At 64.5% G+C, this 25,000-nt stretch carries 20 protein-coding genes; 5 read left to right on the top strand and 15 right to left on the bottom strand.

Annotated elements, in window-relative coordinates:
* The gene (locus tag ACM9LZ_RS09520; protein ID WP_416619157.1) at positions 1 to 1,467 is read right to left on the bottom strand and encodes a 3-oxoacyl-[acyl-carrier-protein] synthase III C-terminal domain-containing protein; all 1,467 of its coding nucleotides are present in this window, start codon (positions 1,465 to 1,467) and stop codon (positions 1 to 3) included.
* A gap of 11 nt (positions 1,468 to 1,478) precedes the next feature.
* Positions 1,479 to 2,396, bottom strand: coding sequence for an SDR family NAD(P)-dependent oxidoreductase (locus ACM9LZ_RS09515; protein ID WP_416619156.1), 918 nt, complete (start codon positions 2,394 to 2,396; stop codon positions 1,479 to 1,481).
* A gap of 101 nt (positions 2,397 to 2,497) precedes the next feature.
* Between ACM9LZ_RS09515 and ACM9LZ_RS09510 the strand changes: the two genes are divergently transcribed.
* Positions 2,498 to 3,388, top strand: a complete 891-nt coding sequence (locus ACM9LZ_RS09510; protein WP_416619155.1) for a LysR family transcriptional regulator — start codon at positions 2,498 to 2,500, stop codon at positions 3,386 to 3,388.
* 5 nt (positions 3,389 to 3,393) lie between these two features.
* Here ACM9LZ_RS09510 and ACM9LZ_RS09505 read toward each other — a convergent pair whose 3' ends face one another.
* Genes ACM9LZ_RS09505 through ACM9LZ_RS09495 form a run of 3 tightly spaced genes read right to left on the bottom strand, consistent with a single transcriptional unit; the run spans position 3,394 to position 9,195 of the window.
* Entirely contained in the window at positions 3,394 to 5,565 is a 2,172-nt protein-coding gene (locus ACM9LZ_RS09505; protein WP_416619154.1) for a 3-hydroxyacyl-CoA dehydrogenase NAD-binding domain-containing protein, read from the bottom strand.
* A gap of 23 nt (positions 5,566 to 5,588) precedes the next feature.
* A complete protein-coding gene (locus tag ACM9LZ_RS09500) occupies positions 5,589 to 6,797 on the bottom strand; it encodes an acetyl-CoA C-acetyltransferase (protein ID WP_416619153.1) in 1,209 nt (402 codons plus the stop codon).
* A gap of 49 nt (positions 6,798 to 6,846) precedes the next feature.
* Complete coding sequence (locus ACM9LZ_RS09495) at positions 6,847 to 9,195, bottom strand: TonB-dependent receptor (RefSeq protein WP_416619152.1); 2,349 nt, start codon at positions 9,193 to 9,195, stop codon at positions 6,847 to 6,849.
* A gap of 324 nt (positions 9,196 to 9,519) precedes the next feature.
* On the opposite strand from ACM9LZ_RS09495, the gene ACM9LZ_RS09490 reads away from it, so the two are divergent.
* Positions 9,520 to 10,998 (top strand): aldehyde dehydrogenase family protein, encoded by a 1,479-nt coding sequence (locus ACM9LZ_RS09490; RefSeq protein ID WP_416619151.1) that lies wholly within the window; start codon positions 9,520 to 9,522, stop codon positions 10,996 to 10,998.
* 158 nt (positions 10,999 to 11,156) lie between these two features.
* On the opposite strand, the gene ACM9LZ_RS09485 is transcribed toward ACM9LZ_RS09490, so the two are convergent.
* The 4 genes from ACM9LZ_RS09485 to ACM9LZ_RS09470 all read right to left on the bottom strand — a co-directional run bounded on the left by ACM9LZ_RS09485 (position 11,157) and on the right by ACM9LZ_RS09470 (position 15,246).
* Positions 11,157 to 12,404 (bottom strand): MFS transporter, encoded by a 1,248-nt coding sequence (locus ACM9LZ_RS09485; RefSeq protein ID WP_416619150.1) that lies wholly within the window; start codon positions 12,402 to 12,404, stop codon positions 11,157 to 11,159.
* A gap of 61 nt (positions 12,405 to 12,465) precedes the next feature.
* On the bottom strand, positions 12,466 to 13,854 hold the full coding sequence (locus ACM9LZ_RS09480; protein ID WP_416619149.1) for an FAD-dependent oxidoreductase: 1,389 nt from the start codon (positions 13,852 to 13,854) through the stop codon (positions 12,466 to 12,468).
* Positions 13,851 to 14,108 carry a (2Fe-2S)-binding protein gene (locus tag ACM9LZ_RS09475; protein WP_416619148.1) on the bottom strand — a complete coding sequence of 86 codons (258 nt, stop codon included), beginning with the start codon at positions 14,106 to 14,108 and terminating at the stop codon, positions 13,851 to 13,853. Before ACM9LZ_RS09475 ends, ACM9LZ_RS09480 begins: the two co-directional genes overlap by 4 nt.
* 19 nt (positions 14,109 to 14,127) lie before the next feature.
* Positions 14,128 to 15,246 (bottom strand): NAD(P)/FAD-dependent oxidoreductase, encoded by a 1,119-nt coding sequence (locus tag ACM9LZ_RS09470; protein WP_416619147.1) that lies wholly within the window; start codon positions 15,244 to 15,246, stop codon positions 14,128 to 14,130.
* Positions 15,247 to 15,740: 494 nt separating this feature from the next.
* Between ACM9LZ_RS09470 and ACM9LZ_RS09465 the strand changes: the two genes are divergently transcribed.
* Positions 15,741 to 18,416: a TonB-dependent receptor plug domain-containing protein gene (locus ACM9LZ_RS09465; RefSeq protein ID WP_416619146.1), complete on the top strand. Its 2,676-nt coding sequence runs from the start codon at positions 15,741 to 15,743 to the stop codon at positions 18,414 to 18,416.
* A 94-nt stretch (positions 18,417 to 18,510) separates the two neighbouring features.
* Here the strand turns inward: ACM9LZ_RS09465 and ACM9LZ_RS09460 are convergent, their stop codons facing one another.
* On the bottom strand, positions 18,511 to 18,882 hold the full coding sequence (locus ACM9LZ_RS09460; protein WP_416619145.1) for a RidA family protein: 372 nt from the start codon (positions 18,880 to 18,882) through the stop codon (positions 18,511 to 18,513).
* Positions 18,883 to 19,081: 199 nt separating this feature from the next.
* Here ACM9LZ_RS09460 and ACM9LZ_RS09455 point away from each other — a divergent pair, with 199 nt between their 5' ends.
* Together ACM9LZ_RS09455 and ACM9LZ_RS09450 are read left to right on the top strand one after the other, a co-directional pair.
* The gene (locus ACM9LZ_RS09455; protein WP_416619144.1) at positions 19,082 to 19,999 is read left to right on the top strand and encodes a LysR substrate-binding domain-containing protein; all 918 of its coding nucleotides are present in this window, start codon (positions 19,082 to 19,084) and stop codon (positions 19,997 to 19,999) included.
* A gap of 171 nt (positions 20,000 to 20,170) precedes the next feature.
* Complete coding sequence (locus ACM9LZ_RS09450; protein ID WP_416619143.1) at positions 20,171 to 21,331, top strand: enolase C-terminal domain-like protein; 1,161 nt, start codon at positions 20,171 to 20,173, stop codon at positions 21,329 to 21,331.
* Positions 21,332 to 21,418: 87 nt separating this feature from the next.
* Here the strand turns inward: ACM9LZ_RS09450 and arsH are convergent, their stop codons facing one another.
* The 5 genes from arsH to ACM9LZ_RS09425 form a co-directional block, all read right to left on the bottom strand.
* Positions 21,419 to 22,237, bottom strand: a complete 819-nt coding sequence (gene arsH, locus ACM9LZ_RS09445) for an arsenical resistance protein ArsH (RefSeq protein WP_416619142.1) — start codon at positions 22,235 to 22,237, stop codon at positions 21,419 to 21,421.
* 5 nt (positions 22,238 to 22,242) lie between these two features.
* Complete coding sequence (gene arsB, locus ACM9LZ_RS09440) at positions 22,243 to 23,310, bottom strand: ACR3 family arsenite efflux transporter (protein ID WP_416619141.1); 1,068 nt, start codon at positions 23,308 to 23,310, stop codon at positions 22,243 to 22,245.
* A gap of 32 nt (positions 23,311 to 23,342) precedes the next feature.
* A complete protein-coding gene (gene arsC, locus ACM9LZ_RS09435; protein ID WP_416619140.1) occupies positions 23,343 to 23,768 on the bottom strand; it encodes an arsenate reductase (glutaredoxin) in 426 nt (141 codons plus the stop codon).
* Positions 23,769 to 23,874: 106 nt separating this feature from the next.
* Positions 23,875 to 24,216 (bottom strand): ArsR/SmtB family transcription factor, encoded by a 342-nt coding sequence (locus ACM9LZ_RS09430; protein ID WP_416619139.1) that lies wholly within the window; start codon positions 24,214 to 24,216, stop codon positions 23,875 to 23,877.
* Positions 24,217 to 24,280: 64 nt separating this feature from the next.
* Positions 24,281 to 24,883 carry a TetR/AcrR family transcriptional regulator gene (locus tag ACM9LZ_RS09425; RefSeq protein ID WP_416619138.1) on the bottom strand — a complete coding sequence of 201 codons (603 nt, stop codon included), beginning with the start codon at positions 24,881 to 24,883 and terminating at the stop codon, positions 24,281 to 24,283.
* Positions 24,884 to 25,000: the final 117 nt, after the last annotated feature.

Genomic DNA, 25,000 nt, shown 5'->3' with positions numbered 1-25,000 from the left:
TCAGGCAACCTCGGGAGCCCCTGCATCCGGGGCGGCTTTCCAGAAATATTGTGTGAAGCCACGGGCATCGATGCGCTTGATCCGGAACATCATGCGCATGCGCGCACCCGGCTGCGGCACCATATCGCCCACATCGACGATGTCGGCGATCATCCGGCCGCCGCCGTCGAAATCGATCATGCCGTAATGGCTGGGCGGGTCGGGGGAGAAGGCCAGATGGTCGGCGGTGACAGTGACCAGCCGCGCCGGCCGGTCGGCCAGCGGATGATCATCCTGCGTGTCCACCATCCGGGCATTGCGGGCGACGGAGACGGCGCTTTTCGGATATTGCACCGTCCCGGTCACCCGGCATTTCCCGCCAACCAATCCCAGGACGGTTTTCCGGTCGCGGTAAAGGGCGGCATGCGAGGTCTTGAGGTCCAGTTCGGCGCGCATGCCGGCCTCAAGCGTAACCTCGCCCCGGAAATGCAGGTGCTTCAGATAATTTTCCTCCGGCCGCCGCCGGGCCAGCCAGCCATCGACGCCCAGACCGGTCGCACCGTGACCCGCAAGGCCGGTGGTGCGGAACAGCAGCAGATCGACGCCCTGTCCGAAGGCAGCCAGGGCAATGCACTTGCCGGGCTTAACAGTGGCCAGCAGCCGGGCCAGCAGCAGAAGCGGGTGGGCCGCACCGGTATAGCCCAGATCGCCATGCATCCCGTCCACTACCCGTTCAGCCGGAATACCGACAGCCTTGGCGACCTGAGCATCGACCCCCGGTGCGGGCAGGGCCAGGATCAGGTGATCGATATCCGTGGCACTGACGCCGTTGCGGTCCAGCCCATCGCGGATGGCCCCCGTCAGCAGGCGCAGATAGCCCTCGTCCCGGACCCAGCGCCCTTCCCAGGCGTAATCATGGTCACGGTCGCTGGCGCGATAATGATCGACGAAATCGACGGTCACACTGTAATGGCCGATCAGTTCCGCGATCAGGTCCCGCGTCCCGGCCAGCAGGGCGGCCGCCCCGTCGCCATTGAGGAATTCATCCGTGGATGCCGGCCGCGCCGGTCTTTTGTCGGCGGCAAGGCAGAGCACGGAGGCGTCGGCCGCGCGTGCCGCGTCCAGTGCCGACAGCAGGGCGGTCGTGCCCGCCCGCTGCGACCCGCCGACATCCATCGACCCGACCGCATCGGGCAGGGTCAGTGCCTCCTTCACGATCCCGGCATTCTGCCGGTCGGCGAAGGGCAGGGTGGTGGCAGCCAGGAACAGGCGCCCTATTTCCTGCCGGTCGCGCCCGGTCAGGCAGTCGCGTGCCGCCTCCACCGCCATGGTGACCGCATCCTCATCCCAATTGGCCATGGACCGTTCACCCTTGCCCAGGCTGGCCAGGGCGGGATTGTACCAGGCGGTGGCGGCGGCGATGGTCCGGCGTTGCAGGCGCAGCATTGGTACATAGGCGCCGGCGGCGCTGATGCCGACCTTGGTCATGCCGGCTCCCATCACAGCGGGTCCCAATTGATGATCTCGGAGGCGCTGCGCAGCGGCTGTATGCTGGACCGCAGGGCCGGCATCAACGTGTCGGCGCAGCTTTGCGGGGTCCAGCCGGTGGCATTATGCATGGTGCGCAGGATGGTCGGCCGGGAATAGAGGAAAACCTCATCCCCGCGCACGCCGAAAATCTGGCCGGTAATGTCGGCCGCATCATCGGCGCATAGATAGGCCGCCAGCGGTGCGATCTTCTCCGGCGTCAGGGATTTCAGCTTTTCCGCCTTGTCGCGGTTGACGCTGTCCAGCGGCACACTGTCGACCAGCCGTGTCCAGGCCGTCGGCGCCACACAGTTGGAGCGCACGCCGAAACGCTGCATATCCAGCGCGATGGCGGTGGACAGGCCGACAATGCCCGCCTTGGCCGCCCCGTAATTCGCCTGCCCCACATTGCCGATCAGGCCGGTGGTGGAGGTGAAATGCACGAAGGCGCCCGAGCCTTGTTCCCGGAAGTGCGGCGCCGCCGCGCGGGAGACCAGGAAGCAGCCGGTCAGATGCACGTTCAGCACATCGTTCCAGTCGGCCAGGCTCATCTTGTGAAAGATGCTGTCGCGCAGGAAGCCGGCATTGTTGATGACGGCGTCGATACGCCCGAAATGCCCGACCGCGTCCGAAATAATTGAGGCTGCCCCATCCGGATCGGCGACGCTGGCATGGTTGGCCATGGCAGTGCCTCCGGCGGCCCGGATCTGCGCCACCACCTGGTCGGCGGGGCGCGCATCGGTGCCATCCCCATCGGGCGAAACACCCAGATCATTGACCAGCACCCTGGCCCCTTCCTGGGCGCAAAGCCGGGCAATGGCGGCACCGATCCCCCGGCCGGCGCCGGTGACCACGATGGTCTTTCCCGTCAGCATGCTCATCGCGTTCATGGCGAGCTTCCTTCCCATTTTCTGCTTGCAGCCTGGATCGAACCGACATAAGCGTCAAATTCATTTGTAGTCATCAACATGCCTTGATGGAATGACCCGCCATGGATCTCCGGCTGAACTACGTCGTCGCCGTCGCCCGCACCGGTTCCATCACGGCCGCCGCCGAAGCGGTGGGGGTCACCCAGTCCGCGATCACCAAAAGTGTGGCCAGCCTGGAAAAACAGATCGGCTATTCGATCTTCCACCGCACGCCGCGCGGATCGTTCCTGACGGCGGAAGGGCGCGACTTCATCGATCGTGCGGCCCGGCTGGTGGATGACACGCGCGAATTGCTGCGCCGGCCTGCCGAACAGGACCGGGACTATGCCGGCACGCTGCGCATCGGGGTGGGACCTGCCTCGCTGGAATGGCGTCTGCTGGCGCCGCTCGCCCTGCTGCTGAAACGCCATCCCGGCATCAAGGTCGATGTCAGCGGATCGACCTTCGAGCGGACGGTGCAATTGCTGCGCGCCGGCACCGTCGATGTCGCGCTGGGCTTCGATGCTGCCTATGCCGACTGGCCGGATATTCATCGCGAAACCATCCGGGCCGTCCGTTCCATCAATTTTGTGCGCAAGGGGCACCCATTGCTGGAACGGCCGTCGATCACGGCCACCGACCTGGCGGAATTCGACTTTGTCAGCCCGTCCGACGGCCGCCCTTATGGCGTGGCTGTCCGCAAGATTTACGAGGATGCCAATATCGAATGGCACAAGCGGGTGCATGTCGTGGATTATTTCCCTCTGGTCCGGCAGATCGTGGCCCAGACGAACGCCATCGGCGTCACCACGGAGTTCTTTGCCGGCACCCCCGCTTTCCGGGCGGATTTTGTGGCGCTGGAAGATATGAACCTGCTGCCGCCTTCCACCATGTGCTGTGCGGTCCGCAAGCGCTGGGACCCAAAGCCCATCGTGCGCGCCTTCATCCGCGCGGTGAAGGAAACACAGGGGTAAGTGCTTTATGCGCTTAACGCGGATACGGGGTAAAAGCGCCGCCCGCTGGCCGCCATCTCCCGCAACTGCGCCGTCGGCGTGAAACGGTTGCCGTGCAGGCTGGCCAGCCGGTCCAGCTTTCGCACCACCGTCCCGATCCCCAGATTGTCCATATGGCTGAACGGTCCGCCCGTGTGGGCGGCGAAGCCCCAGCCGAAAATGGCACCGATATCACCATCCTCCGGCGCCGACAGCACCCCTTCCTCCAGGCAGCGCGCGCATTCGATCAGTTGCCGGTACAGCAGCCGCTCGCGCACATCCTCTGCCGATGGCTGGTCGGCGGCGGGATGGAAATGCTGCGTCAGACCGGGCCACAGGCGCTTGGAACCGCCATCGGCCGGATAGTCGTAATAGCCCCGGCCATTCTTGCGGCCGCGCCGGTCCAGTTGGATGACCATCTTTTCCAGCACATGGTCGGCCGCACTGGGCCGATAGGCCGGGCCCAGGGCGTCACGGGTCGCCTGCATGACCTTCAGGCCCAGCTCGATGGACACCTCGTCCGACACGGCCAGCGGCCCCACGGGCATGCCAAGCTGCCGGCCCATATTCTCGATCAGGGCCGGATTGATGCCCTCTGCCAGCATCGCCGTGCCTTCGCCGACATATGTCGCAAAGCAGCGCGATGTGTAGAAGCCCCGGCTGTCATTGACGACGATGGGCGTCTTGCGGATCTGGGCGATGAAGTCCAGCGCCTTGGCCAGCGCCCGGTCGCCGGTCTTCGGTCCCAGGATTACCTCCACCAGGGGCATGCGCTCCACGGGTGAGAAGAAATGGATGCCGATAAAATTCTCCGGCTTCGACCAGGCGCCGGCCAGCGTGCCGATGGGCAGGGTGGAGGTGTTGGAGCCGAAGATCGTATCGGGGCCCAGTACCGCCTCCACCTTGCGCGTCACCTCGGCCTTGATGCCGGGATCTTCGAACACCGCCTCGATCACGAAATCCGATCCGGCCAGGGCGGCAAAATCCGTGGCGGGAATGATGCGGGCCAGGATCTGTGCCGCCTTTTCCTCATTCAGGCTGCCCTTGGCGACACGTGCAGCCAGTTCGGCCTGCGCATGCGCCTTGCCTTTCTCTGCCGCCGCCATGTCGCGGTCCAGCAGCACGACCTCCATCCCCGCCTGGGCCGCCACACTGGCGATGCCCACCCCCATCATGCCGGCACCCAGCATGGCCAGCCTGGCCGTGGGGGCGGGTGCGACTGTGGCCGGCCGCCGGGCGCCGCGTTCGGCCGCCTGCTTGTTCACGAACAGGGTGCGCACCATGGACCGGGCCTGGGGATCGGCCAGAACTTTGGCGAAATATTTGGATTCCACCCGGATGGCCCGGTCCATGGGCAGTTGCAGCCCTTCATAGACGGCGGACAGCAGGGCGGCGGGCCCGTGGATATTATGCTGGGTCTGTTTCACCATCATCGGTACCGCGCCGATGAAATTCTGCACGAAGGCGGGGTTCATGGCACCCGCGCCGCCCGGCACCTTGAAGCCCTTGCGGTCCCAGGGCTGACGATGCGCGTCGGGATTGGCCGCGACCCAGGCCCGTGCGGCAGCCAGCGCCGTGCCCGCCGGCACCACCGCATCCAGCAGCTTCAGCACCAGCCCGTCCGCCAGGCGGAACAGCTTGCCCTGCAGCATATGGGTCAGGGCCGTCTGCACGCCGGTCAGGCGCGGCATGCGCTGTGTTCCGCCGCCGCCGGGGATCAGGCCCAGCAGACATTCCGGCAGGCCCAGTTGTGTCCTGGGATCATCGCCGGCAACACGGTAATGGCAGGCCAGCGCCAGTTCGAACCCGCCGCCCAGGCACGCCCCTTCGATGGCGCAGGCAACAGGCTTTCCGCAGGTTTCCAGCCGGCGCAGCAGGCGGTTCAGGTCGAACACCCGCTCGAACAGGCCGCCCATATCGTCGCCACCGGCCAACAACGCCTCCATGGCTTTCAGGTCCATGCCCGCCATGAAGCCGCTTTGCTTGCCCGATGCGATGACGATGCCCTTCACGCTGTCGTCATCGCTGATCCGGTCAAGCAGTGAGGCAAAGTCGCTGAGGAACGCCGCGCCAATGACATTCATCGACTGGCCCGGCACATCGATGGTCAGGGTGGCGATGCCGTCGGCGTCGATGTCGTAACGGATGGATGGGGTCATTCTCAAAGCTCCGTGACGGAATATCAGACGCGCTCGATGATGGCGCCGGTGCCCATGCCGGCAGCGACGCACAGGCAGACCAGGGCGGTCTGCCGGCCGCTGCGTTCCAACTCATCCAGGGCGGTGCCCAGGATCATGGCGCCGGTCGCGCCCAGCGGATGGCCCATGGCAATGGCGCCGCCATTGACATTCACCCGGTCGGGATCAAGGTCCAGCGCCTGGATGGTGCGCAGCACGACGCTGGCAAACGCCTCGTTGATCTCCCACAGGTCGATATCGGCGACGGACAGGCCGGTCCGGTCCAGCAGTTTTCGGGCGATGCGTTCCGGCCCGGTCAGCATGATGGTCGGTTCCGACCCGATGGACCCCATGGCCCGGATACGGGCGCGCGGCCGCAGGCCCAGCCGCTGTCCCGCCTCTGGCGATCCGACCAGCACGGCGGCCGCCCCATCGACGATGCCGGAACTGTTGCCGGCATGATGGACATGCTCGATCCGTTCCACCGTGGGATAGCGCAGCAGGGCCGTGGCGTCGAAGCCGGGCATTTTCCGGCCCATATCCTCGAAGGCCGGCTTCAAGGTGCCCAGTGCCTGCAGGTCGGCATCGGGCCGCATATGTTCGTCACGGTCCAGCAGGACCTGCCCGATGACATCGCGGATCGGCAGGATCGACCGGTCGAACCGCCCTTCGTCCCAGGCGCGTTTGGCGCGGCGCTGGCTTTCCACGGCAAAGGCATCGCAGGCGGTTCGCGTAAAACCGTGCAGCGTGGCCAGAAGGTCGGCGCCGATCCCCTGCGGCACGAAATAGGTCTGGTAGGCGACGGCCGGATCGCTGGCCAGGGCGCCGCCATCGGACATCATGGGCACGCGGCTCATGCTTTCCACGCCACCGCCGATGGCCAACGCCACCTCACCGGACATGACCTTGGCCGCCGCGATATTCACCGCTTCCAGGCCGGACCCGCAAAACCGGTTCACCTGCACGCCCGGCACATCCTGATGGTAACCGGCCATCAGTGCCGCGACGCGGGCGATGTCAGCACCTTGTTCACCCACCGGCGTGACACAGCCCAGAATCACATCCCCGATCTGTGCGCTGTCGATGCCGTTGCGGTCGGGAATGGCGGCCAGCACCTGGGCGGCCAGCGCCACCGGCGTCACCTCATGCAGGGCGCCGTCGGGCTTGCCGCGTCCGCGGGGGCTGCGGATCGCGTCGTAGATATAGGCTTCCATGCCGCCTCCAAGCAGGCCGGAGGGTTGACGCCCCCCGGCACGGTTTCTGTCAATATTTGACGCTGAGCTGGATGCCGTAGGTGCGTGGCATGCCCGTGTAACGGCGCACCACGTCGGACAGACGGGCGACGTTATTCCAGTAATATTCATCGAACACATTATGGACGAACAGGCTCGCCGCCCACTGGTCGTCATTGGCGGCGATGCCGAACCGCGCATCCACCAGCGTGTAGGCGTCGATCTGCAGACGCTGGTCGCCGCCGAAACCGGCATTGGTGGCGCTGCGATAGGTGGCGTTCAGACCCAGGATGCCATCCAGCCTGTCGCTCACCGGCGTGCGATACTCGGCATCCCCGACAAGCTGATATTTGGGCGTATAAGGGAAGGCATCACCCTTGAAGTCCGCCGTGGCGCCCAGGATGGTGGAGTTGATGAAGCTGCCCGTCACCTTGCTGTCCAGCCAGGTGCCGCCCAGGCTGATCCGAATGTCTTCGGCCGGATAGGCATTGACCTGGATTTCGGCCCCCTGGATCCGCGATTTCGGCACATTCACCAGGCCCGGCAGGTTGCCCAGCACCGTGGGCCGGCGGGCCAGCAACTGCTTGTCATCGTAATCGTAATGGAACAGGGCGCCATTGGCGTCCAGGGCGCCGCGAATGACGGTCGCCTTGAAGCCGACCTCATAGGCCATGACGGACTCTTGCGTGACGGGCGACAGGGTCGAGGCCTCGATGGCCGGCAGGGTGGGGGCGCTGCCCGACTTGTAACCCTTGCTGGCATTCACATAGAACAGGGTCCGCGGCAGCGGCTTCCAGTCCAGGCCCAGGCGCCAGGAGACATTATCCTCGTTCAGCGACTGGACGACCTCGCCCGGTGTGGCCGTGGCGTCCAGCGTGACGCACTGGTTGGCCTGCAAGGGTGCGATGGGTGCCAGGCCGACGCGGCCGCGCACGACATTGACCAGCGTGCTGTATGTGGCGGCCGATGTCGCATCACCGCTGACAGCACAGGACCGGTAATCCAGATCGACCTTGGTATAACGCACGCCGCCATGGGCCGTGATCTCATCGGTCAGATCGATGTCGACATTGCCGAACAAGGCCCTGTTGTCGAAATCCTGTTTGCCCCGCAACCCGGAACTCAGCGTGCGCATGCCGGGGATGGTGGTAAAGGAACTGGTTGTATACGGGAACTGGTACAGGCTGTTCTCGTTCGACCTTTCCCTGGCATAGCTGGCACCGGCCACGATGACCGCCGGTCCCACCACCCCCGTCAGGCGCAGTTCTTGCGAAAAGGCCGACAGGCTGCCGCGGACATTGGTCAGGGACGCGCGCTGGTCCGTACCGTCCTGATCGACCAACTGGTCCACTTCCATGTCGGAATAGGCGGTGATGGAGGTGAGCTGCAAATTATCGGTGATATCCAGGTCACCGCGCAACGATGCCTGATAGAAGCCGTTATCCCGCTTCAGCGACTGGTCCGGGTCCCAGTCGGCGGCGCGGTTATTGTCCGGCGCGACGGGGTAGCCGACAACATTGGGGATGTTGCCGGTGGCGGCCGGGGCGGAATAGACCCGCGCGATCAACTGTGCGGCCTGAGTGTCCGACTTGTCCTTGAAGCCGTTGATATTGATCGTGAATTTCAGATCGTCGGACGGCGTCACATCCAGCAGCAGGCGACCCTGATAGAAGCGCTTGGCGCCCAGGCTGTCGTCACGGGTATAGCTTTCCTGCCAGTCGCCGCTGCGCACCGCACGGGCCGACAGGCGGGCGGCCACGACATCGCCCACCAGCGGGCCGCTGACATAGCCCGACGTTTCAAAGCTGTTGAAGCGGGCGATGCTGGCGGTCATCCCGGCGGCGAAATCGCGTGTCGGCTTGGCCGCGACATAGTTCAGGGCGCCACCCGTGGCGTTCTGGCCGAACAATGTGCCCTGCGGCCCCTTCAGCACTTCCACGCGCGCCAGATCCAACGCGGCGCCTTGCGCCATGATGGAGAAGGGCAGGGGCACTTCGTCGGTATAGACGGCGACGCTGGGCTTGGCGCCCAGGGTGGTGTCGAAGAAGCCGACGCCGCGCAGCGTGAAGACCGGGGTGCCGGAGCCGCTTTCGGTAAAGCTGAGGCCCGGTGTCACCTTGGCCAGGTCTTCCACATCGGTTATGCCGCGGGCGATCAGGTCGTCGCCGGTGATGGCGGTGATCGACATGGGCACGTCATTCAATGACTGCTCGCGCTTCTGCGCGGTGACGATGATCTCTTCCAGCACGATGGCGCTGTTCTGTCCGTCGGCGGCGGCCGGTGCGGGCGCAGCCTGGGCCAGGGCGATGGACGGCCACAGGACGGTGTTCAACGCCGTCGCCATCAACAGCACGGACCGGCCTGCATGGTTACGCTTCATTTTCTTCCTCCCTTCAGGCATCGCGGTCTGCTGTCCGCGATGCCACCGCCCTTCGGCTGATGCCGGCGGGCTGCTTGTTCATCCATTTGTTCCTGAGAGGAAAGAGGGCGGCCGGGTGATTGTAAAATTCAATTTGCTGGCCCTTTATTCCTTTGGGGAATGTTGCGCGCCTGCCGGTCGGCGCCATGCTTCGCTGGAATATCGCCGTCCAAGAAGGAATTGCGGATTGCGCCTCCGCTTCCCTTAGAAAATCCGTATGCCAGCCGCACCGCCGGTGGCCTGTCATACCAATTATTCTTGGAAATGTTCGAGGGAGAAGGCCGGATGATGACGGACATTGCCGATGCGACACGTGTCTCGCTTGGCCGCCCGTTCCGGATGCTGATCGGGGAGACGTGGCGCGAGGCATCCGGTGGCGCGCGGATGGAGGCCATCAACCCTGCCGATGAACAGCCTTTTGCCACCATCCCCGCAGGCACGGCGGCTGATGTGGATATGGCTGTGGCCGCCGCCCGCCGCGCGTTCGATACCGGTGCCTGGACGGGACTGACGGCCGGCCGGCGTGCCCAGGTTCTTTGGCGGGTTGCCGACCTGCTGGAAGCACGCGCCCAGGAATTTGCCGAGCTTGAAACGCTGGACAATGGCAAGCCTGTCAGTGCGGCGCGTGCGGCGGATCTTCAACTGGCTATCGGCGCGTTCCGCTACTGGTCGGGCTGGTGTACCAAGATCACGGGCGAAACGCCGACCGTCGACCTGCCCGGCACCTTCATGGCCATGACGCTGCGTGAGCCCGTCGGCGTGGTGGCCATCATCACGCCCTGGAACTTCCCCCTGGTTCAGGCGGTGGTGAAGATTGCACCGGCCCTGGCCGCCGGATGTACGATGGTGGTGAAACCGGCGGAGCAGACATCGCTGACCCTGCTGCGGCTGGGGGAAGTGCTGTTGGAGGCGGGCGTGCCGCCGGGCGTGGTGAATATCGTGTCCGGCCTGGGGAGTGTCGCGGGCGCCGCCCTCGCGGCCCATGACGATGTCGACAAAATCTCCTTCACCGGTTCCACGCCTGTGGGGAAGACCCTGCTGACCGCAGCGCAGGGCAATCTGAAGCGCCTGACACTGGAACTGGGGGGCAAGTCGCCGACCATCCTGATGGAGGATGCCGATCTGGACCGCGCCATCCCCAGTGTTGCCGGCGGCATTTTCCGCAATGCCGGACAGATGTGCGCGGCGGGTTCCCGCCTGCTGGTGGCCCGCACGGTGGTGGATCGGGTGATGGATGGGCTGGTACAGCAGGCCCTTGCCTTGCGGATCGGCCCCGGCATGCATCCGGCGACCACGCTGGGGCCGCTCGTGTCTGCGGCGCAGCAACACCGCGTGCTGTCCTATATCGAGGGTGCCCGACGGGAGGGGGTGGGTGTCATCACCGGCGGGCATGCCGCCGGCGACCGGGGCTATTTCGTCGCGCCGACCATCCTGCTCGACCCGGATGCCAGGGCGACGGTTTCGCGGGAGGAGATTTTCGGGCCGGTGCTGGTGGTCACGCCCTATGACGATCCGGCTGATCTGGCCCGGCTGGCCAACGAAACGGTGTACGGCCTGTCAGCCAATATCTGGAGCCGGGATGTCGCCGCCGCCTACCGGCTGGCCCGGCAGGTCAAGGCGGGCACGATCACCGTCAATAGCGGCATGATCGTCGCCCCGGCCCTGCCGTTCGGTGGCTTCAAGCAATCGGGCTGGGGCCGCGAAGGCGGTGCCGAGGGGCTGTCCGCCTTCATGGAAACGAAAAGCATCATCACTGCGCTTTGATGCTTGCATCATCTTCAGACCCCTTATTTCCGTTGACCGGAGATACGGGGTCTTCCTTTCGGTTCCTGGAACGCTGGCGCCGCATCTGCGGCCTGGGCTGCACGCGGCCGTCGCCGCCGAACCAATTCCCGATGAGTCCAGCTCATCGGGAATTGGTATTATCCATCCGCCTGACTGGCCGACCGGGGCCGCGGCCCGCCGGGGAGGGTCAGCGCGATCATGGCCGAGATCAGCAGTGAGACGATCAGAAGCAGGAAGGTCATGTTGAAATCCCCACCCATCGCTTCAACCAGAAACCCGAGCATCAGCGGAGAAATGAAGGCCGCAATCTGACCTGCCATGTTGATGAAGCCGCTCGTCACCCCCATCAGCTTCTTCGGGACGGTGTTCATGGGCAACGCCCAGAAGGCCGTGAAGAAGGAAGCCAGGAAAAATCCGGCAAGCGTCTGCGATATGATCAGCATCTGCGGCGAACTCGCCGTGAAGGTCATGTAAAGGAAGAAAGCGGATGGTATCTGGGTTGCCACAATGGCCAGCCGCCGCCGGTTGCTGAAATATCTGTCAGAGATCCAGCCGCCGAGGACGCTGCCCACCGTTCCGGCAAAGAACGGCAGCGATACCACGATACCCATCTGCATCATCGAAAACCCCCGGCTTTGTACCAGATAGGTCGGCATCCAGGTGGTGAACCCCCAGAATGTGATGTTGAAGCTGAACAGGATAAGGAAGTACCGGATAATATTCGGCTCTTTTACCGCCTCCAGGATGCCGGCCTTTCTTTCGCCCGGACCGGGCAACTCTTCCTGGCCGATCTCCGTCAATTCCGCCGCCGTGATGTTCCTGGCTTCCGATGGCCTGTCGGCGACCAGCTTCCAGAAGACCGCGGCGAACAGCACGCCGGGAATGAAAAGCAGAAAGAAGACGGCCTTCCAGCCCCATACCGACATGATGGCCACGACGATCAGCGGGCTGATGGCCACACCAAGGGGGTTGGACGCCAGCATGATCGCGTTCGCCGTGGCCCGTTCCTGCCGGGGAAACCAGGTGGCGATGGTCTTGAAGGCGCAAGCCGGATAAACCCCTTCGCCAAGACCGAACAGGAACCGCACGACCAGCATCTGCATGAAATTGGCGGCGACGCCGGTAATGGCGGTGAAGGCGGACCACCACAGCATGGCCAGCGTGGCGACCTTGCGCACGCCGAACCTGTCCGCCAGCATGCCGCCGGGGATTTGCGAAAGGGAATATCCGGCAAAGAAGGCGCTCATCAGAATGCCGCTTTGCATCGGGGTGAGCTGGTAATCCGCGGCGATATAGGGGATCGCGACGGAGATGGCCATCCGGTCGATCCCGGAGATGATCCAGGTGACGAACAGGATCGAGAGAACCTTGTGGCGCGCCTTCATGGAATATTTCCGTCCCAACGGCTTGAGTTTTCTGCGTAAACCCACCCCCTGCCCCTGGGGATCAGGGTGGGGGCGGGCGATCCAGCAAAGCCAGTTCGCCAAGGGTCACGGGCTTCAAGGGGGGACGGACGTGAAGGAAGCCGACCTCCCCTGGCGGGCGCCCCTGTGCGGCCGCCAGCAGCCGGGTCAGCGTATAGCCGCATTGACGGCCCTGGCAGGGTCCCATACCGGTGCGGGTGGCGGCCTTGATCTGGTTGGGTCCGGGCATGCCCATGCCGCACAGCGCCCTGACCTCCCCCGCGGTGACTTCCTCGCACCGGCATATGATGGTGTCATCAGATGGCGCAAAGATTTCAGGGCGCGGCCGGAAAAGACTGTCGAGAAGCGGGCGCACGGCGCGTTCGCGATCAAGCTGCCGGCGCGGGCGATGTGCCGCCGCTGCCGCATCGGCCGTTGCCAGCCGGCCGGCCTTGACGGCGACCCGCAGGGCGGCCAGTTCGCCGCGCAGACAGGCGGCCTTTGCCCCCGCGATGCCGGCCCCGTCACCGGCGATGAAAAGCCCGGCCTGCGAACTCTCCCCCCACTCATCCAGCACGGGGGCAAAGCAATCCTGCGCCTCGTTCCACGCCATCAGGCAGTCCAGTGACAGTGGCAGATGGATGTTCGGAACGACCCCTTCATGGACCAGTATCGTGTCTGCCGGTGCGGTCACGATGGTGCCGCCCCTTGTCCGGTAACGCACCGCCTCCACCCGGGTGCGGCCTATGGCTTCGATCCCGGTGGCACCCCTGACGACGGGCACGCCGGCCCGGCGCAGCGCCGCCATCCAGCTAAGACCCTTGATCAGGGCGGCGGGCGTGTGCAGGGCACCCGGCAGGTGTCGAAGGGCTGCGCGCCACCGGCCGGGCGGGGTGGTGTCCAGATAGGAGGCGATCCGGCCGCCGGCCTGCAGAAGCTGCACCGCATAGAGCAGGGGCAAGGGGCCGCTGCCGGCAATCCGGAGCGGGCCTGCCGGGACCTGGCCCGCATTCTTCAGCAATATCTGGGCGGCACCGACGGTCAGCACGCCGGGAAGCGTCCAGCCGGGAAAGGGGACGGGTCTTTCCTGGGCACCTGTGGCCAGGATGACGGTATCGGCCTCGATCACTTCCGCCTGTCCGGCATGGCTGACAAAGGCGCGATAGCCCCGTTCGATCTGCCAAAGCTGGGTCGCCGCCCGATAGGTGGCTCCGCTGGCCCGGAACTGCGCGGCAATGGGCCGTCCTTCGGTGAAGGTCGGGCCCAGGATGGCATCCCGCCGGGCGGTCTGTTCGACCGAACGCCATATCTGTCCGCCGGGGGCGGGCTGATCGTCGATGACCGTCACGCTCAATCCGTGCCGGCGGGCGACGATGGCCGCGACCATGCCGGCCGGGCCGGCACCCACGATGAGAAGGTCCTGGCGGCTCATCCACAAATCCTCGGTCGGCCGATCTGGCGCATGACGCGCATTCCGTCCTGAACCGGCTTCATGCAGGTCTGGACCGAACGGGTCCCGTCGACCTCCGCCAGGCATTCAAAACAGACGCCCATCATGCAGTAGGGGGCGCGCGGGCTTTGGGAAACGGGTGTCTGGCGCGACCAGGGTTGATCCTGTCGCAGCAGCACGGCGGCAATCGTCTCACCCGGTTCGACGGTGACGGCGACACCGTCGATGTCGATCACCGGCCCGCCGGGGTCCGGCTCATGCAACTTCCTGAACATCGAAGCGCCTCTGGTGGAAAACGTCAAAGGAGGATGACAGACGGCCTGCGGCGATGGCGGCGGCGACCTGCACCGCATGCACTGCCGCAAGGGTCACGCCGGAATGGCAAAGGGCCACGAAAGCCCCGGGATGTGTCCCGGACTCCGCATAGATGGGATAGCTGTCGGGGGTCAGGATACGCAGCCCCGCCCATTGCCGGACCAGCCGCACATTGCCCAGGGCGGGAACGGTGCGAACGGCCTCCGCGCTGAGGGCGGCGGCGGCGGTGCTTGTGGCGGCGGTGTCGAGGCCGGCCTCCTCATGGGTGGCGCCGATCATGACCGTGCCATCCCGCGTCTGGCGCAGGCCGATGGTTGGCAATGGCAGGAAGGGGGCCAACCGTTCGGTGACCAGTATCTGCCCGCGCTGCGGCCGGATCGGAATGTCCATCCCGACCTGTGCGGCCAGCGCCTTGCTGGCAAGGCCGGCGGCGATCACGATACGGGCGGCCGACGCTGTCCCGCCCGTGAACGCGACCTGGAAGCAACCGCTGCGATCGGTTCCGATGGTCTGCACGGCGCTGCGCCCCAGCAGACGCCCCCCCTTGCGCAGGATACCGGCATGCAGCGCCGTCAGCAGGCGGAGCGGGTTCGCCTGCCCGTCCAGCCGTCCGAAACTGGCGCCGATCACATCCGGACCCAGCCCGGCATCCGGCATCAGTGCCGTCAGGGCCCTGCGGTCCAGCATCTCCCAATCGGCAGGGCCGGCATATTGGTTGTGCAGACGCAACAGCTCCGTCCGCCGCTGCTCATAGGCCGCTTCGCCCAGGCAGAGGGCCAGGCCGCCCTTGCGTTCATATTGCAGGTCGATGGCCGTCAGCGCGCCGAGCTCGCCGCTGAAGTCAGACCATAGACCCACGGAATCACGGGTCAATTGCTGATAGGCGGGCATGTCCATGCCCTTGCCATGCGACCAGACGAGCCCGAAATTCGCGCTGGAGGCCCGGATATCCCGGTCCCCTCCGTCCAGCACCAGGGGTTTCAACCCGTGATTTGCCAGCCCGTAGGCAATGGCCGAGCCGACAAGGCCAGCCCCGATGACAATGATGTCGGCGTTCATGGAAGTCCCTCTCGCATGAAGCGACCCTAGGCACCGCACGCCATGTCTGTCCAACTCGATAAATCACATATGCTATTCCTCTGGGTTATGGGGTATGCGGCGACCATCGGGACCGGCGATATCGCGTTCGCCGGTCGATCCGCCGGGTTGGCGCGTTCGCCAGGATGCGGCCGGACTGACCGACATACCCATGCCTCTGGCGGCCCGGCTGTTGAAGAAAATCCATAACCTGTAAGAATAACCTACATGGTTTTTCGACTTTGACAGAAATAGGCATGGCTTCACACGATAAGGCACCGCATACATAAAAATGGGAGGCTCATGTGGCCAAAGCCAAAAGGGGAAACCGTCGGTTCAATTCCCGTGCCGGACTGCTTTGCAGTGCGGGCACGGCGGGGCTTGTCGCCTTGTGGTCATGCGGGGGGGCCGTTGCGCAGGGCGCGTCCTCCCCGCCGGACGGCGCGGCGCGCGGCGAGGCCGTGCTTGAGGAGATCATGGTAACCGCCACCCGTATCCAGCGCGACGGATACGAGGCACCGACGCCGACATCGGTGATCGGCATCGAGGAGATCGCGGCGAAGGCGCCGGCCAACCTTGCCGATTTCGTGAACGAATTGCCGTCGATGGCGCCCAACAACACGCCGCGCGCCAATGTCGGCTTCGTCAGTGCGGGGCTGGTTGGCATCAATGCGCTCAATCTGCGCAGCCTGGGTGCCAGCCGCACCCTGGTCCTGCTGGACGGGCAGCGGGTGGGGCCGTCGACACTGACCGGTCTGGTGGATGTGAACCAGTTTCCCCAGGCGCTGGTCAAGCGGGTGGACGTGGTCACCGGCGGGGCCTCGGCCGGCTGGGGTTCCGATGCCGTGGCCGGGGTCGTCAATTTCCTGCTCGACAAGGATTTCACCGGGTTGAAGGGCCAGGTACAGGGCGGCACCACCACCTATGGCGATGGCCGCAACTACAACCTGTCCCTGGCCGGGGGCACGGGTTTCGCCGATGGCCGTGGCCATATCCTGGTCAGCGCGGAACATGCCTATAACAAGGGTATCTCTGGCGTGCCGCGCGATTGGTACGACGGCAGCAAGCTGATGTTCAATCCGGCCTATACGCCGACCAATGGCCAGCCGCAGTTGCTGGTCAGCCCCAATACCGGCTTCGCGACGGCGACGCCCGGCGGCATCATCACGTCGGGGCCGCTGCGTGGCACCTATTTCGGACCTGGCGGCGTTCCTGCCCAGTTCAATTATGGACCGGTCATCAGCGCACCCTTCATGCAGGGTGGCGATTGGGAATATGCCGATTTTGCCAGGTCCGGCGATCTCGATCCCCGGCTGTCGCGACAGAACCTGTTCATCCGGTCCAGCTATGACGTGACGGACAATGTGCAGGTTTTCGTGCAGGGGTCCTATAGCAGGGCCAAATCGTTCCAGCGGACGCTGAACCAGTTCAATTTCGCGAACATCACCATTCAGCCCGACAATGCCTTCATCCCGGCCAGCATCGCCGATCAGGTCACGGCCCCCTTCACGTTGGGCACCTTCAACCAGGACATGGGACCCATCCCCGCCCTGTCCCGGCGGTCTTCCTGGCGGGGTGTCGCCGGGGCCAGCGGCAATTTCGAGGCTTTCGGATCCGACTGGGATTGGGATGTCTATGGCCAGAAAAGCGTGAACCACGCCTACACGGCGGCCGATATCAGCATCACCGCGAATTACCGGGCCGCCATCGACGCGGTGCGCAATGCGAATGGGGCCATCGTCTGCCGCTCCACCCTGAGCAATCCCGGCAATGGCTGTGTGCCCTACAACATCTTCGGCACCGGCGTGGTCAGCGAGGCCGCGCTGGATTATGTGCTGGGCACCTCCTGGGGCCGCACCAAGCTGAAAGAGGATGTGTTTGCCGGCACGTTGCGGGGCCGGCCCTTCTCTAGCTGGGCCGGGCCGGTGTCGGTGGCGGGCGGCCTGGAACACCGGCGCGAAGCCGTATCGGGCAGCAATGACCCCCTGTCATCGACCCGCTCGTTCTTCGCCGGCAATTATTCCGCCAGCTTCGGTTCCTACAATGTGACCGAAGGGTTCCTGGAAACCGTGGTGCCGCTGGCCGCGGACCAGCCCTGGGCCCGCAGCCTGGATTTCAACGGGGCGGTACGGGCAACCCACTACAGCACGTCCGGCTATGTCACGACCTGGAAACTGGGGCTCACCTATTCGCCGGTCGACGATATCTCCTTCCGCACGACGCGGTCGCGTGATATCCGGGCGGCCAACCTGGCGGAACTGTTCCAGGCCAGTCAGACCTCCACGACCTCTTTCAACGATCCGTTCCGCAACAACGCATCGACCACGGCCTTCCAGGTGACGCGGGGCAATCTTTCCCTGGATCCGGAGGTGGCGGACAGCCTGGGTGTCGGCGTGATCCTGCGGCCGCGTTTCCTTCCCGGCTTCACGGCATCGGCGGATTATTACGACATCGACATCAAGGACGCGATTTCCACCGTCAATGCCGCGACGGTCGTGAACCAGTGTTTCCAGGGCAATGGTGCGTTCTGTTCCCAGATCGACCGGGATGTGGCCGGCGTGATCTCCTCCGTCCTGGTGCAGCCCGTGAACCTCGCCAAGCAGATCGCCCGCGGCATCGATTTCGAGGCCGGCTACCGCCAGCCCTTCCTGGATGGCGACCTGGCCATCAGGCTGATGGCCACCCGCTATCTGAAGAACTATTCCGATGACGGGATCACGCCGCCGACGGACACGGTCGGGACCAATGGCACCAACGGCACCTTGAAGAATTCGTTGCCCCGCTGGCGGTATCAGGCCTCCCTGGGGTGGAGCCGTGATCCCGTGTCGGTCCTGTTCACGGCCCGCGGCTTCAGTTCCGGTGTCTACAACACGTCCTATATCCAGTGTACCTCGGGCTGTCCTGCCTCCACGACGGCCAATATGACGATCAACGACAATCATCTGCCCGGTGCCATCTATTTCGACACCAGCATCACGATCAGCCTTTCCGATCAGGTGGATGGCTTCCTGTCGGTGGACAATGTGCTGAACAAGGACCCGGCGCAGATGGCCTATGGCCCCGGCGTCGGCACGGCACCGCTCAGCGTCAATCCGGTGCTTTATGATGTGCTGGGTCGGTCCTTCCGCATGGGCTTCCGCTTCAAGATGTAATCCAGTTCCGCTGCGCGCCACGTGGTGCGCAGCGGAACCTGCGGATGGCATCGCACAGGTCCCGGCGGCGGCTGGCCGCCGGGATTGTCGCGTTTCAGTTGCCGTTCACCGGTGCTACTGACGCCGTCACGATGAATTCCACGAGGACATCGGGTGCGCCCATGTCGCATTGTGCGGTGGCCCGTGCCGGCGCCGCGCCGGGCACGGTCCAGGCATCCCAGACCTCGTTCATGCCGGCGAAGTCCCGGCCGATATCCTTCAGCCATATCTGGACCGCCAACACGCGGCTTCTGTCTGTGCCGGCCGCGGCCAGCAGCCTGTCGACCTTCGCCAGGGCCTGCTTGGTCTGCCCCCTTATATCAAGCTGGCGGTCGTCCGCCGTCTGTCCGCACAGGAAGACCATATTGTTGCAGATCACGACGCGACTGACACGGGCGCTGGTTTCAAAGCGTTGAATATCGGACATTCTTTCTCCTTGCAGCCTTTCATGGCGGCTGCGGTGGTCGGGTGTGTGGAAGAGGCGCGGTGCCGTGGCACCCGGCGGGTCGGCTGGCCGCCAGCCTGCCCGCACGGGGCCAAATCCCCTTGCGCCTGATCAGGCTAGCCAGCCATTCTCCATCCGTCCAAATCGGATATCGGCCCATCCCATTCCCCGGGGTTATGGCATGTCGCGACATATCAATCTTCGCCAGATCGAAGCCTTCAAATCCGTGATCGAAAACGGGACGATCAGCCGTGCCGCCACGATGATCAACATCTCGCAGCCGGCGATGAGCAAGCTGATCGCCCATCTGGAGGCCGATACCGGCCTGAAGCTGTTCGACCGGGTGAAGGGCCGTCTGGCGCCGACCGAACACGCCATGCGTCTCTATGAAAAGATCGACCGCATCTTTGCGGGCGTCCGGCAGGTTGAGAATGCCGTTGACGCCATCCGCCGCGAGGAGCAGGGGCGCCTGTCCATCGGTGTGATGCCCGCACTGGCCGGTTCCTTCATCCAGCGCGCGACCATGGGGTTCCTGAAGGATCGACGGAACCTCTTCTGTTCCGTCCAGGCGCTCACCTCGCAATGGATCGTGGATTGGCTGGTGACGCGCAAGCTCGATGTCGGGCTGGTGGAACCCGGTCTCGACAATCCCTATGCGATGTTTGAACCGCTGATGGAACATCCGCTGGTCTGCATCATGCCGCGCGACCATCCCCTTTCGGCCAAAACCCTGATCGAGCCGCCGGATCTGCACGGGGTTCCCTTCGTGTCCGTCAATCCGGACAGTTCCTTCGGGCACAGGGTCAACACCATGTTCGAGACCTACAAGGTCCGGCCGCAGGTCGCCATGATCGCCAATGTGGCCTCGACCTTATGCGAATTCGTGGCGGCCGGCCTGGGCGTGTCGCTGGCTCATCCGCTGGTGGCAAGCGGGCTGGAGGACCGGTTGGCGGTGCGCCGGTTCGAACCCGAAATCCCCTTCCATTTCCAGCTTTGCCGCAGCATCGACAGCAGGAACGCCCATCTGGTGAATGCCTTCGTGCAGGAAGTGCGGATGACGGCCGAGTTCATCTCGGCATCCGTGCTTCGCCAGCCCTGAACGCATCGCCGGACATAACCTCCGGGAATACACTGCGCCGATAATCGACTTGGACGAATATTGGTGGGCGATATACCACTGGGTTGAATTGCCAGGGAATAACGGGACCCGGACCGTGACGGCCGGCGGCCCCGTGCCTGCCGCCCCCACATATTCTTTCAGGAGAGACAGATGATCCGGGAAACAGCCTGCACAGCCGCGATGGCGCGCATCGTGGCGGCCGAACTGTTCGAGATCGAGGTCGCCTTCAGCAGGCCCTACAACCTGTCCAAATCATACGGAACACTGGCCGGCACACGGGCGGTTCTGCTCAAGCTGACCGACGCCGATGGTCTGGTGGGCTGGGGGGAGGCAAACCCGATGCAGCCCTTCACGGCGGAATCGCCGCGGGAAGCCGGTAACGTCCTGCATGATCTGCTGTTGCCCGCCATTCTGCGTGAAGCCCGGCCGGAACCGGGGCGTATCGAAGCCATTCTGGACAATCTGCAGGCCGGGCACCTCTGCGCGAAGGGGGCCGTCAGCATGGCGCTGCTCGACCTTCTGGGCAGAAGGCTGCGGGTGCCGGTGGCAACCCTGCTGGGGGGTGCGGTCCATGCCTGCCTGCCCGTGCTGTGGCCTCTGGGTGCCGGCACCGCCGACGATGACATGGCCATCATCGATGACAAGCTTGCCCAGGGCTTCCATACCTTCATGCTGAAGATGGGCGTCGCACCCGTGCGGGAGGAGATCCATCGGGTCGCCACGCTGGAGGCGCGGTACGGCCATCGGGTGAAGCTGATTGCCGATGCCAACCAGGGCTGGACGCGCGACGAGGCGCTGGAATTCCTGACGGGGGTTGCAGGATCGAGCCTGACCTTTGTGGAACAGCCGGTTGCCAAGGACGATCTGGAGGGGCTGGCCATGGTGGCACGGGCCAGCACCCTGCCGATCTCGGCGGATGAGGCGCTGACCGGCCTGACCGAGGCGGCACGCCTGGCCGCCCTGGGCGCCGCCAACGTCTTCAGCATCAAGAGCAGCAAGAATGGCGGGCCGCTCCGGGCGCAGCGGATTGCCACGATCGCAGAGGCGTTCGGCATCCGCTGCTATATGAACTCCATGCTTGAATTCGGGATCACTCAGGCCGCATCGCTGCATCATGCCGTCACCATGACCAATCTGGTGGATGCCGGACACGCTTTCATGTCGACCCTGCGGCTGGCCGAGGACCCGACCGACTTCGCTGCCTTCGTGCGCAACGGCGTGGTGCATTTGCCCGACAGGCCCGGATTGGGCGTGGAAGTTGACGAAGCCCATGTGCGCCATCTGGCCCTTTCCATCCGTCAGGTGCGCTGAGGCGGGAGGGGAAGGGGCCGCCGGCCCCCCACCAGGCCGCAGGCGGACAGAGGCGTCGCGCTCTCAACACTGCCGCCAACAAAACGGTCAGGCCTTCGCTCCAACCCGCCCGGACGCTGCGCCATTGGCCGGGGTGGCCGGGTCCGGCGCCCGGATGGAAAGGTTCCCCCCGATGGCCAATGTGGCCAGATCGGTCGAGGCGTCGACAGGCCTGCCGGCTTGTCGCCGCTCCGAATAACGATCCACCAGCGGGTCGGCAAGGGGGCGTATCAGCACGGTGAAACGGACCAGTTCCTCCATGACATCGACGATCCGGTCGTAATAGGCTGAAGGCTTCATCCGCCCGGCCGCGTCAAATTCCTGGAAGGCTTTGGCGACGCTGGACTGGTTGGGGATGGTGACCATCCGCATCCAGCGGCCCAGGATGCGCAAGCTGTTCACGGCGTTGAAACTTTGCGAGCCGCCGGACACCTGCATCACGGCCAGGGTGCGGCCCTGTGTGGGCCGGATGCCGCCCATGGCCAGGGGCAGATGGTCGATCTGCGCCTTCATGATGCCGCTGATCTGGCCATGGCGTTCGGGGCTGCACCAGACCTGGCCTTCCGACCAGATGGAATGCTCGCGCAAAGCATGTACGGCCGGATGATCGTCGCCCTTCACCTGGTCGGGCAAAGGCAGGTCGGATGGATCGAAGATCCGCGTCTCCGCCCCGAAATACTCCAGCAGGCGGGCCGCTTCCTCCACCGCCAGACGGGAGAAGGAACGTTCGCGCAGGGAGCCATAGAGCAGCAGAATGCGCGGCTTGTGATCCAGAGGCCCCATGCCAAGCCCCGGCCGCTGGTTGGCATAGGCAGGATCGAGCGCCGGCAGATGGGTGGGGTCGGATAGCGGGCGTAGACGGTTCATATGGTTCACTCCTTGGCCGGTGCGGTGGCGGGATACCAGTGTCGGCCCAGCCATAGGGCCAACTGGACCATCAGGATCAGCACCGGCACCTCCACCAGCGGGCCGATGACGGCAGCGAAGGCGACGGGGGAGGCCAGTCCGAAAGCGGCGATGGCGACCGCGATGGCCAACTCGAAATTATTGCCCGCCGCCGTGAAGGCGACGGCGGTGGCGCGGGGATAATCCGCCGCGATCATCCGGCCCATGAAGAAGCTGACCAGGAACATGATAAGGAAATAGAGGGTCAGCGGCAGGGCGATGGACAGCGCGTCCAGCGGCAGCCGGATCACGTCGCCACCCTTCAGGCTGAACATCGCGACGATGGTGAAGAGCAGGGCTGCCAGCGTGAGGGGGGAGATGCGCGGCAGAAACCGGTTCTCGTACCAGTTCTCTCCCTTGGCGCGAACCAGGACCTTGCGGGTCAGGAAGCCGGCCAGGAAGGGGATGCCCAGATAGATCAGCACGGCCTCTGCAATGGTTCTGAAAGAGACATCGATGACGCTGCCTTCCAGACCCAGCAGGGGCGGCATAAAGCCCAGGAAGAACCAGGCATAGACACTGAAGAACAGGACCTGGAAGATGGAGTTGAAGGCGACCAGCCCCGCCACATACTGGTTGGAACCGCAGGCCAACTGGTTCCAGACCAGCACCATGGCGATGCAGCGCGCCAGCCCGATCAGGATCAGGCCTGTCATGTAATCCGGCTGGTCGGCCAGGAAAATGACGGCCAGGGCAAACATCAATACCGGCCCGATGATCCAGTTCTGGACCAGCGACAGGGCCAGGATGCGCTTGTCGGCGAAGACCTGAGGCAACTCCTCATACCTGACCTTGGCCAGTGGGGGATACATCATCAGGATCAGGCCGATGGCGATGGGAATATTTGTCGAGCCCACCGACAACCGGTCCAGTGCCGCCGGCAATCCCTCCAGCAGGCTGCCCGCCACCACGCCCAGGACCATGGCGGCGAAAATCCACAAGGTCAGGTAACGGTCGAGAAAGGAGAGGCGGCGGGCGGGTGCGGCTTGGCTCACGATGGTGGACCTTTATACCTGACGGAAGGGGATCAACGCAGCCGATTGCCGTCGGCATCCACGACAGCTTCGCCATCTTCCTTGGCAAAGGCCGATTTCTGCCCGTCGGGCAGGATATCCAGCACCTTCTCCGATGGCCTGCACAGGCGCACGCCCAGCGGCGTGACGACGATCGGCCGGTTGATCAGGATCGGGTGCGCCATCATGGCATCCAGCAGGGTGTCGTCGGACAAGGATGGGTCGCCCAGCCCCAGGTCGGCATAGGGCGTGCCTTTCTCGCGCAGCACCGCGCGTACCGGCACATTCATGCGGGCGATCAGATCGGCCAGGGCCTGACGCGGGGGCGGGGTTTTCAGATACTCGATCACCGTCGGTTCCACGCCGCTGTTGCGGATCATGGCCAGCGTGTTGCGCGACGTGCCGCAGTCGGGATTGTGATAGATGGTGATACCGGTCACGGCTTGCACTCCGCCATGATGCTGCGGGCAGAGTTGCGGGTGCGGAAAAGGAATATGGTGAAGGCGCGCACGGACATGATGTCTCCTTCCATGGGGCGTCGGCGGGTCATTCCCCGCAATCGCCCGTACAGGCCGGCATCTGGATGCCGCCACAGATTTCCGGCCGGCCCTGGCAGCAATCCTCCATCATGAAGGCGACCAGCTTGCGCGTCCCCGCATAGTCGGCAGCATAGAAAATCTGCCGCTGTACCCGCCAGGATCGCAGCAGACCCGCCCGTTCCAGGATGCCCAGATGGTGGGAAAGCGTGGAGGCGGGAACGCCGACCCGGTTGGCGATCTCGCTGGCATGCAGACCGTCGGGCCCCATTCGCACCAGCAGGCGGAAGATGGAGAGCCGGGTATCCTGGGCGAGGGCCGCAAAGGCTTCGATGGCATTTTTTGATTCCATAATTCTATAATCATAGAATTATGGGAATGTGTCAAGCGTTGCCATTGAGCGGCAATGTGGCTGGTTATGAGAGGGTGGGGGCGTCGGGTTCGGGCCAGGCGCGAAGGGCCTGATCGGCGACGGCTTCCAGCATTCGACGGCTGTATCCGGCCTTGGCCTGAACGGCCATGCCGTGCAGGATGGCAGTCAGGAACGCGGCAAGGGTTTCGGGATCGGCGGTATCCGGCAGGTCCCCTTCGGCCTTCGCCTGTTCAAACCGCTCTTGAATCCGGGCCTGGCCGGCGGCGCGGGCATCGATCAGGGCCTGGCGCACGGGCTCGGCCTCATCCGATCCGGCCAGCACGCCGTTGATGCCGAGGCAGCCGGTATTCTCCGCATAGCGGGTCGTGAGTTCGGCTGCCTGATAAAGGATATGCCGGGCCACTTCCCGCGCCGTGGGGAGCGCCAGCGCTTCGGGTATATAGTCCAGATAGCGCTGGTAATAGCGGTCCAGGGCACGGCGGAACATCGCTTCCTTGTTGCCGAACGCGGCATAAAGCGCGGGCCGTTCCACCCCGGCGGCCTTGGTCAGGTCGGCATAGGACGCGCCTTCATAGCCCATGCGCCAGAAAACGCACAGCACGGCGTCCAGCGCCTTTTCCACATCGAATTCCCGATGGCGTCCCATCAGCTTCGCTTGGTTCGTAATTTCATAATGATCATTAGTAAACCGCTTGACCTCATCCTGTCAAATATCATACAGATCGTTACCATAATGATCGTTATGAAATCGGGCTGCCGGCAT

Source organism: Niveispirillum fermenti, assembly GCF_048066175.1.
In the GTDB taxonomy this organism is placed as follows: Bacteria; Pseudomonadota; Alphaproteobacteria; order Azospirillales; family Azospirillaceae; genus Niveispirillum; species Niveispirillum fermenti.
Note: the sequence above shows the minus strand (reverse complement) of the source record. Positions and strands in the feature narration are given on the sequence as shown.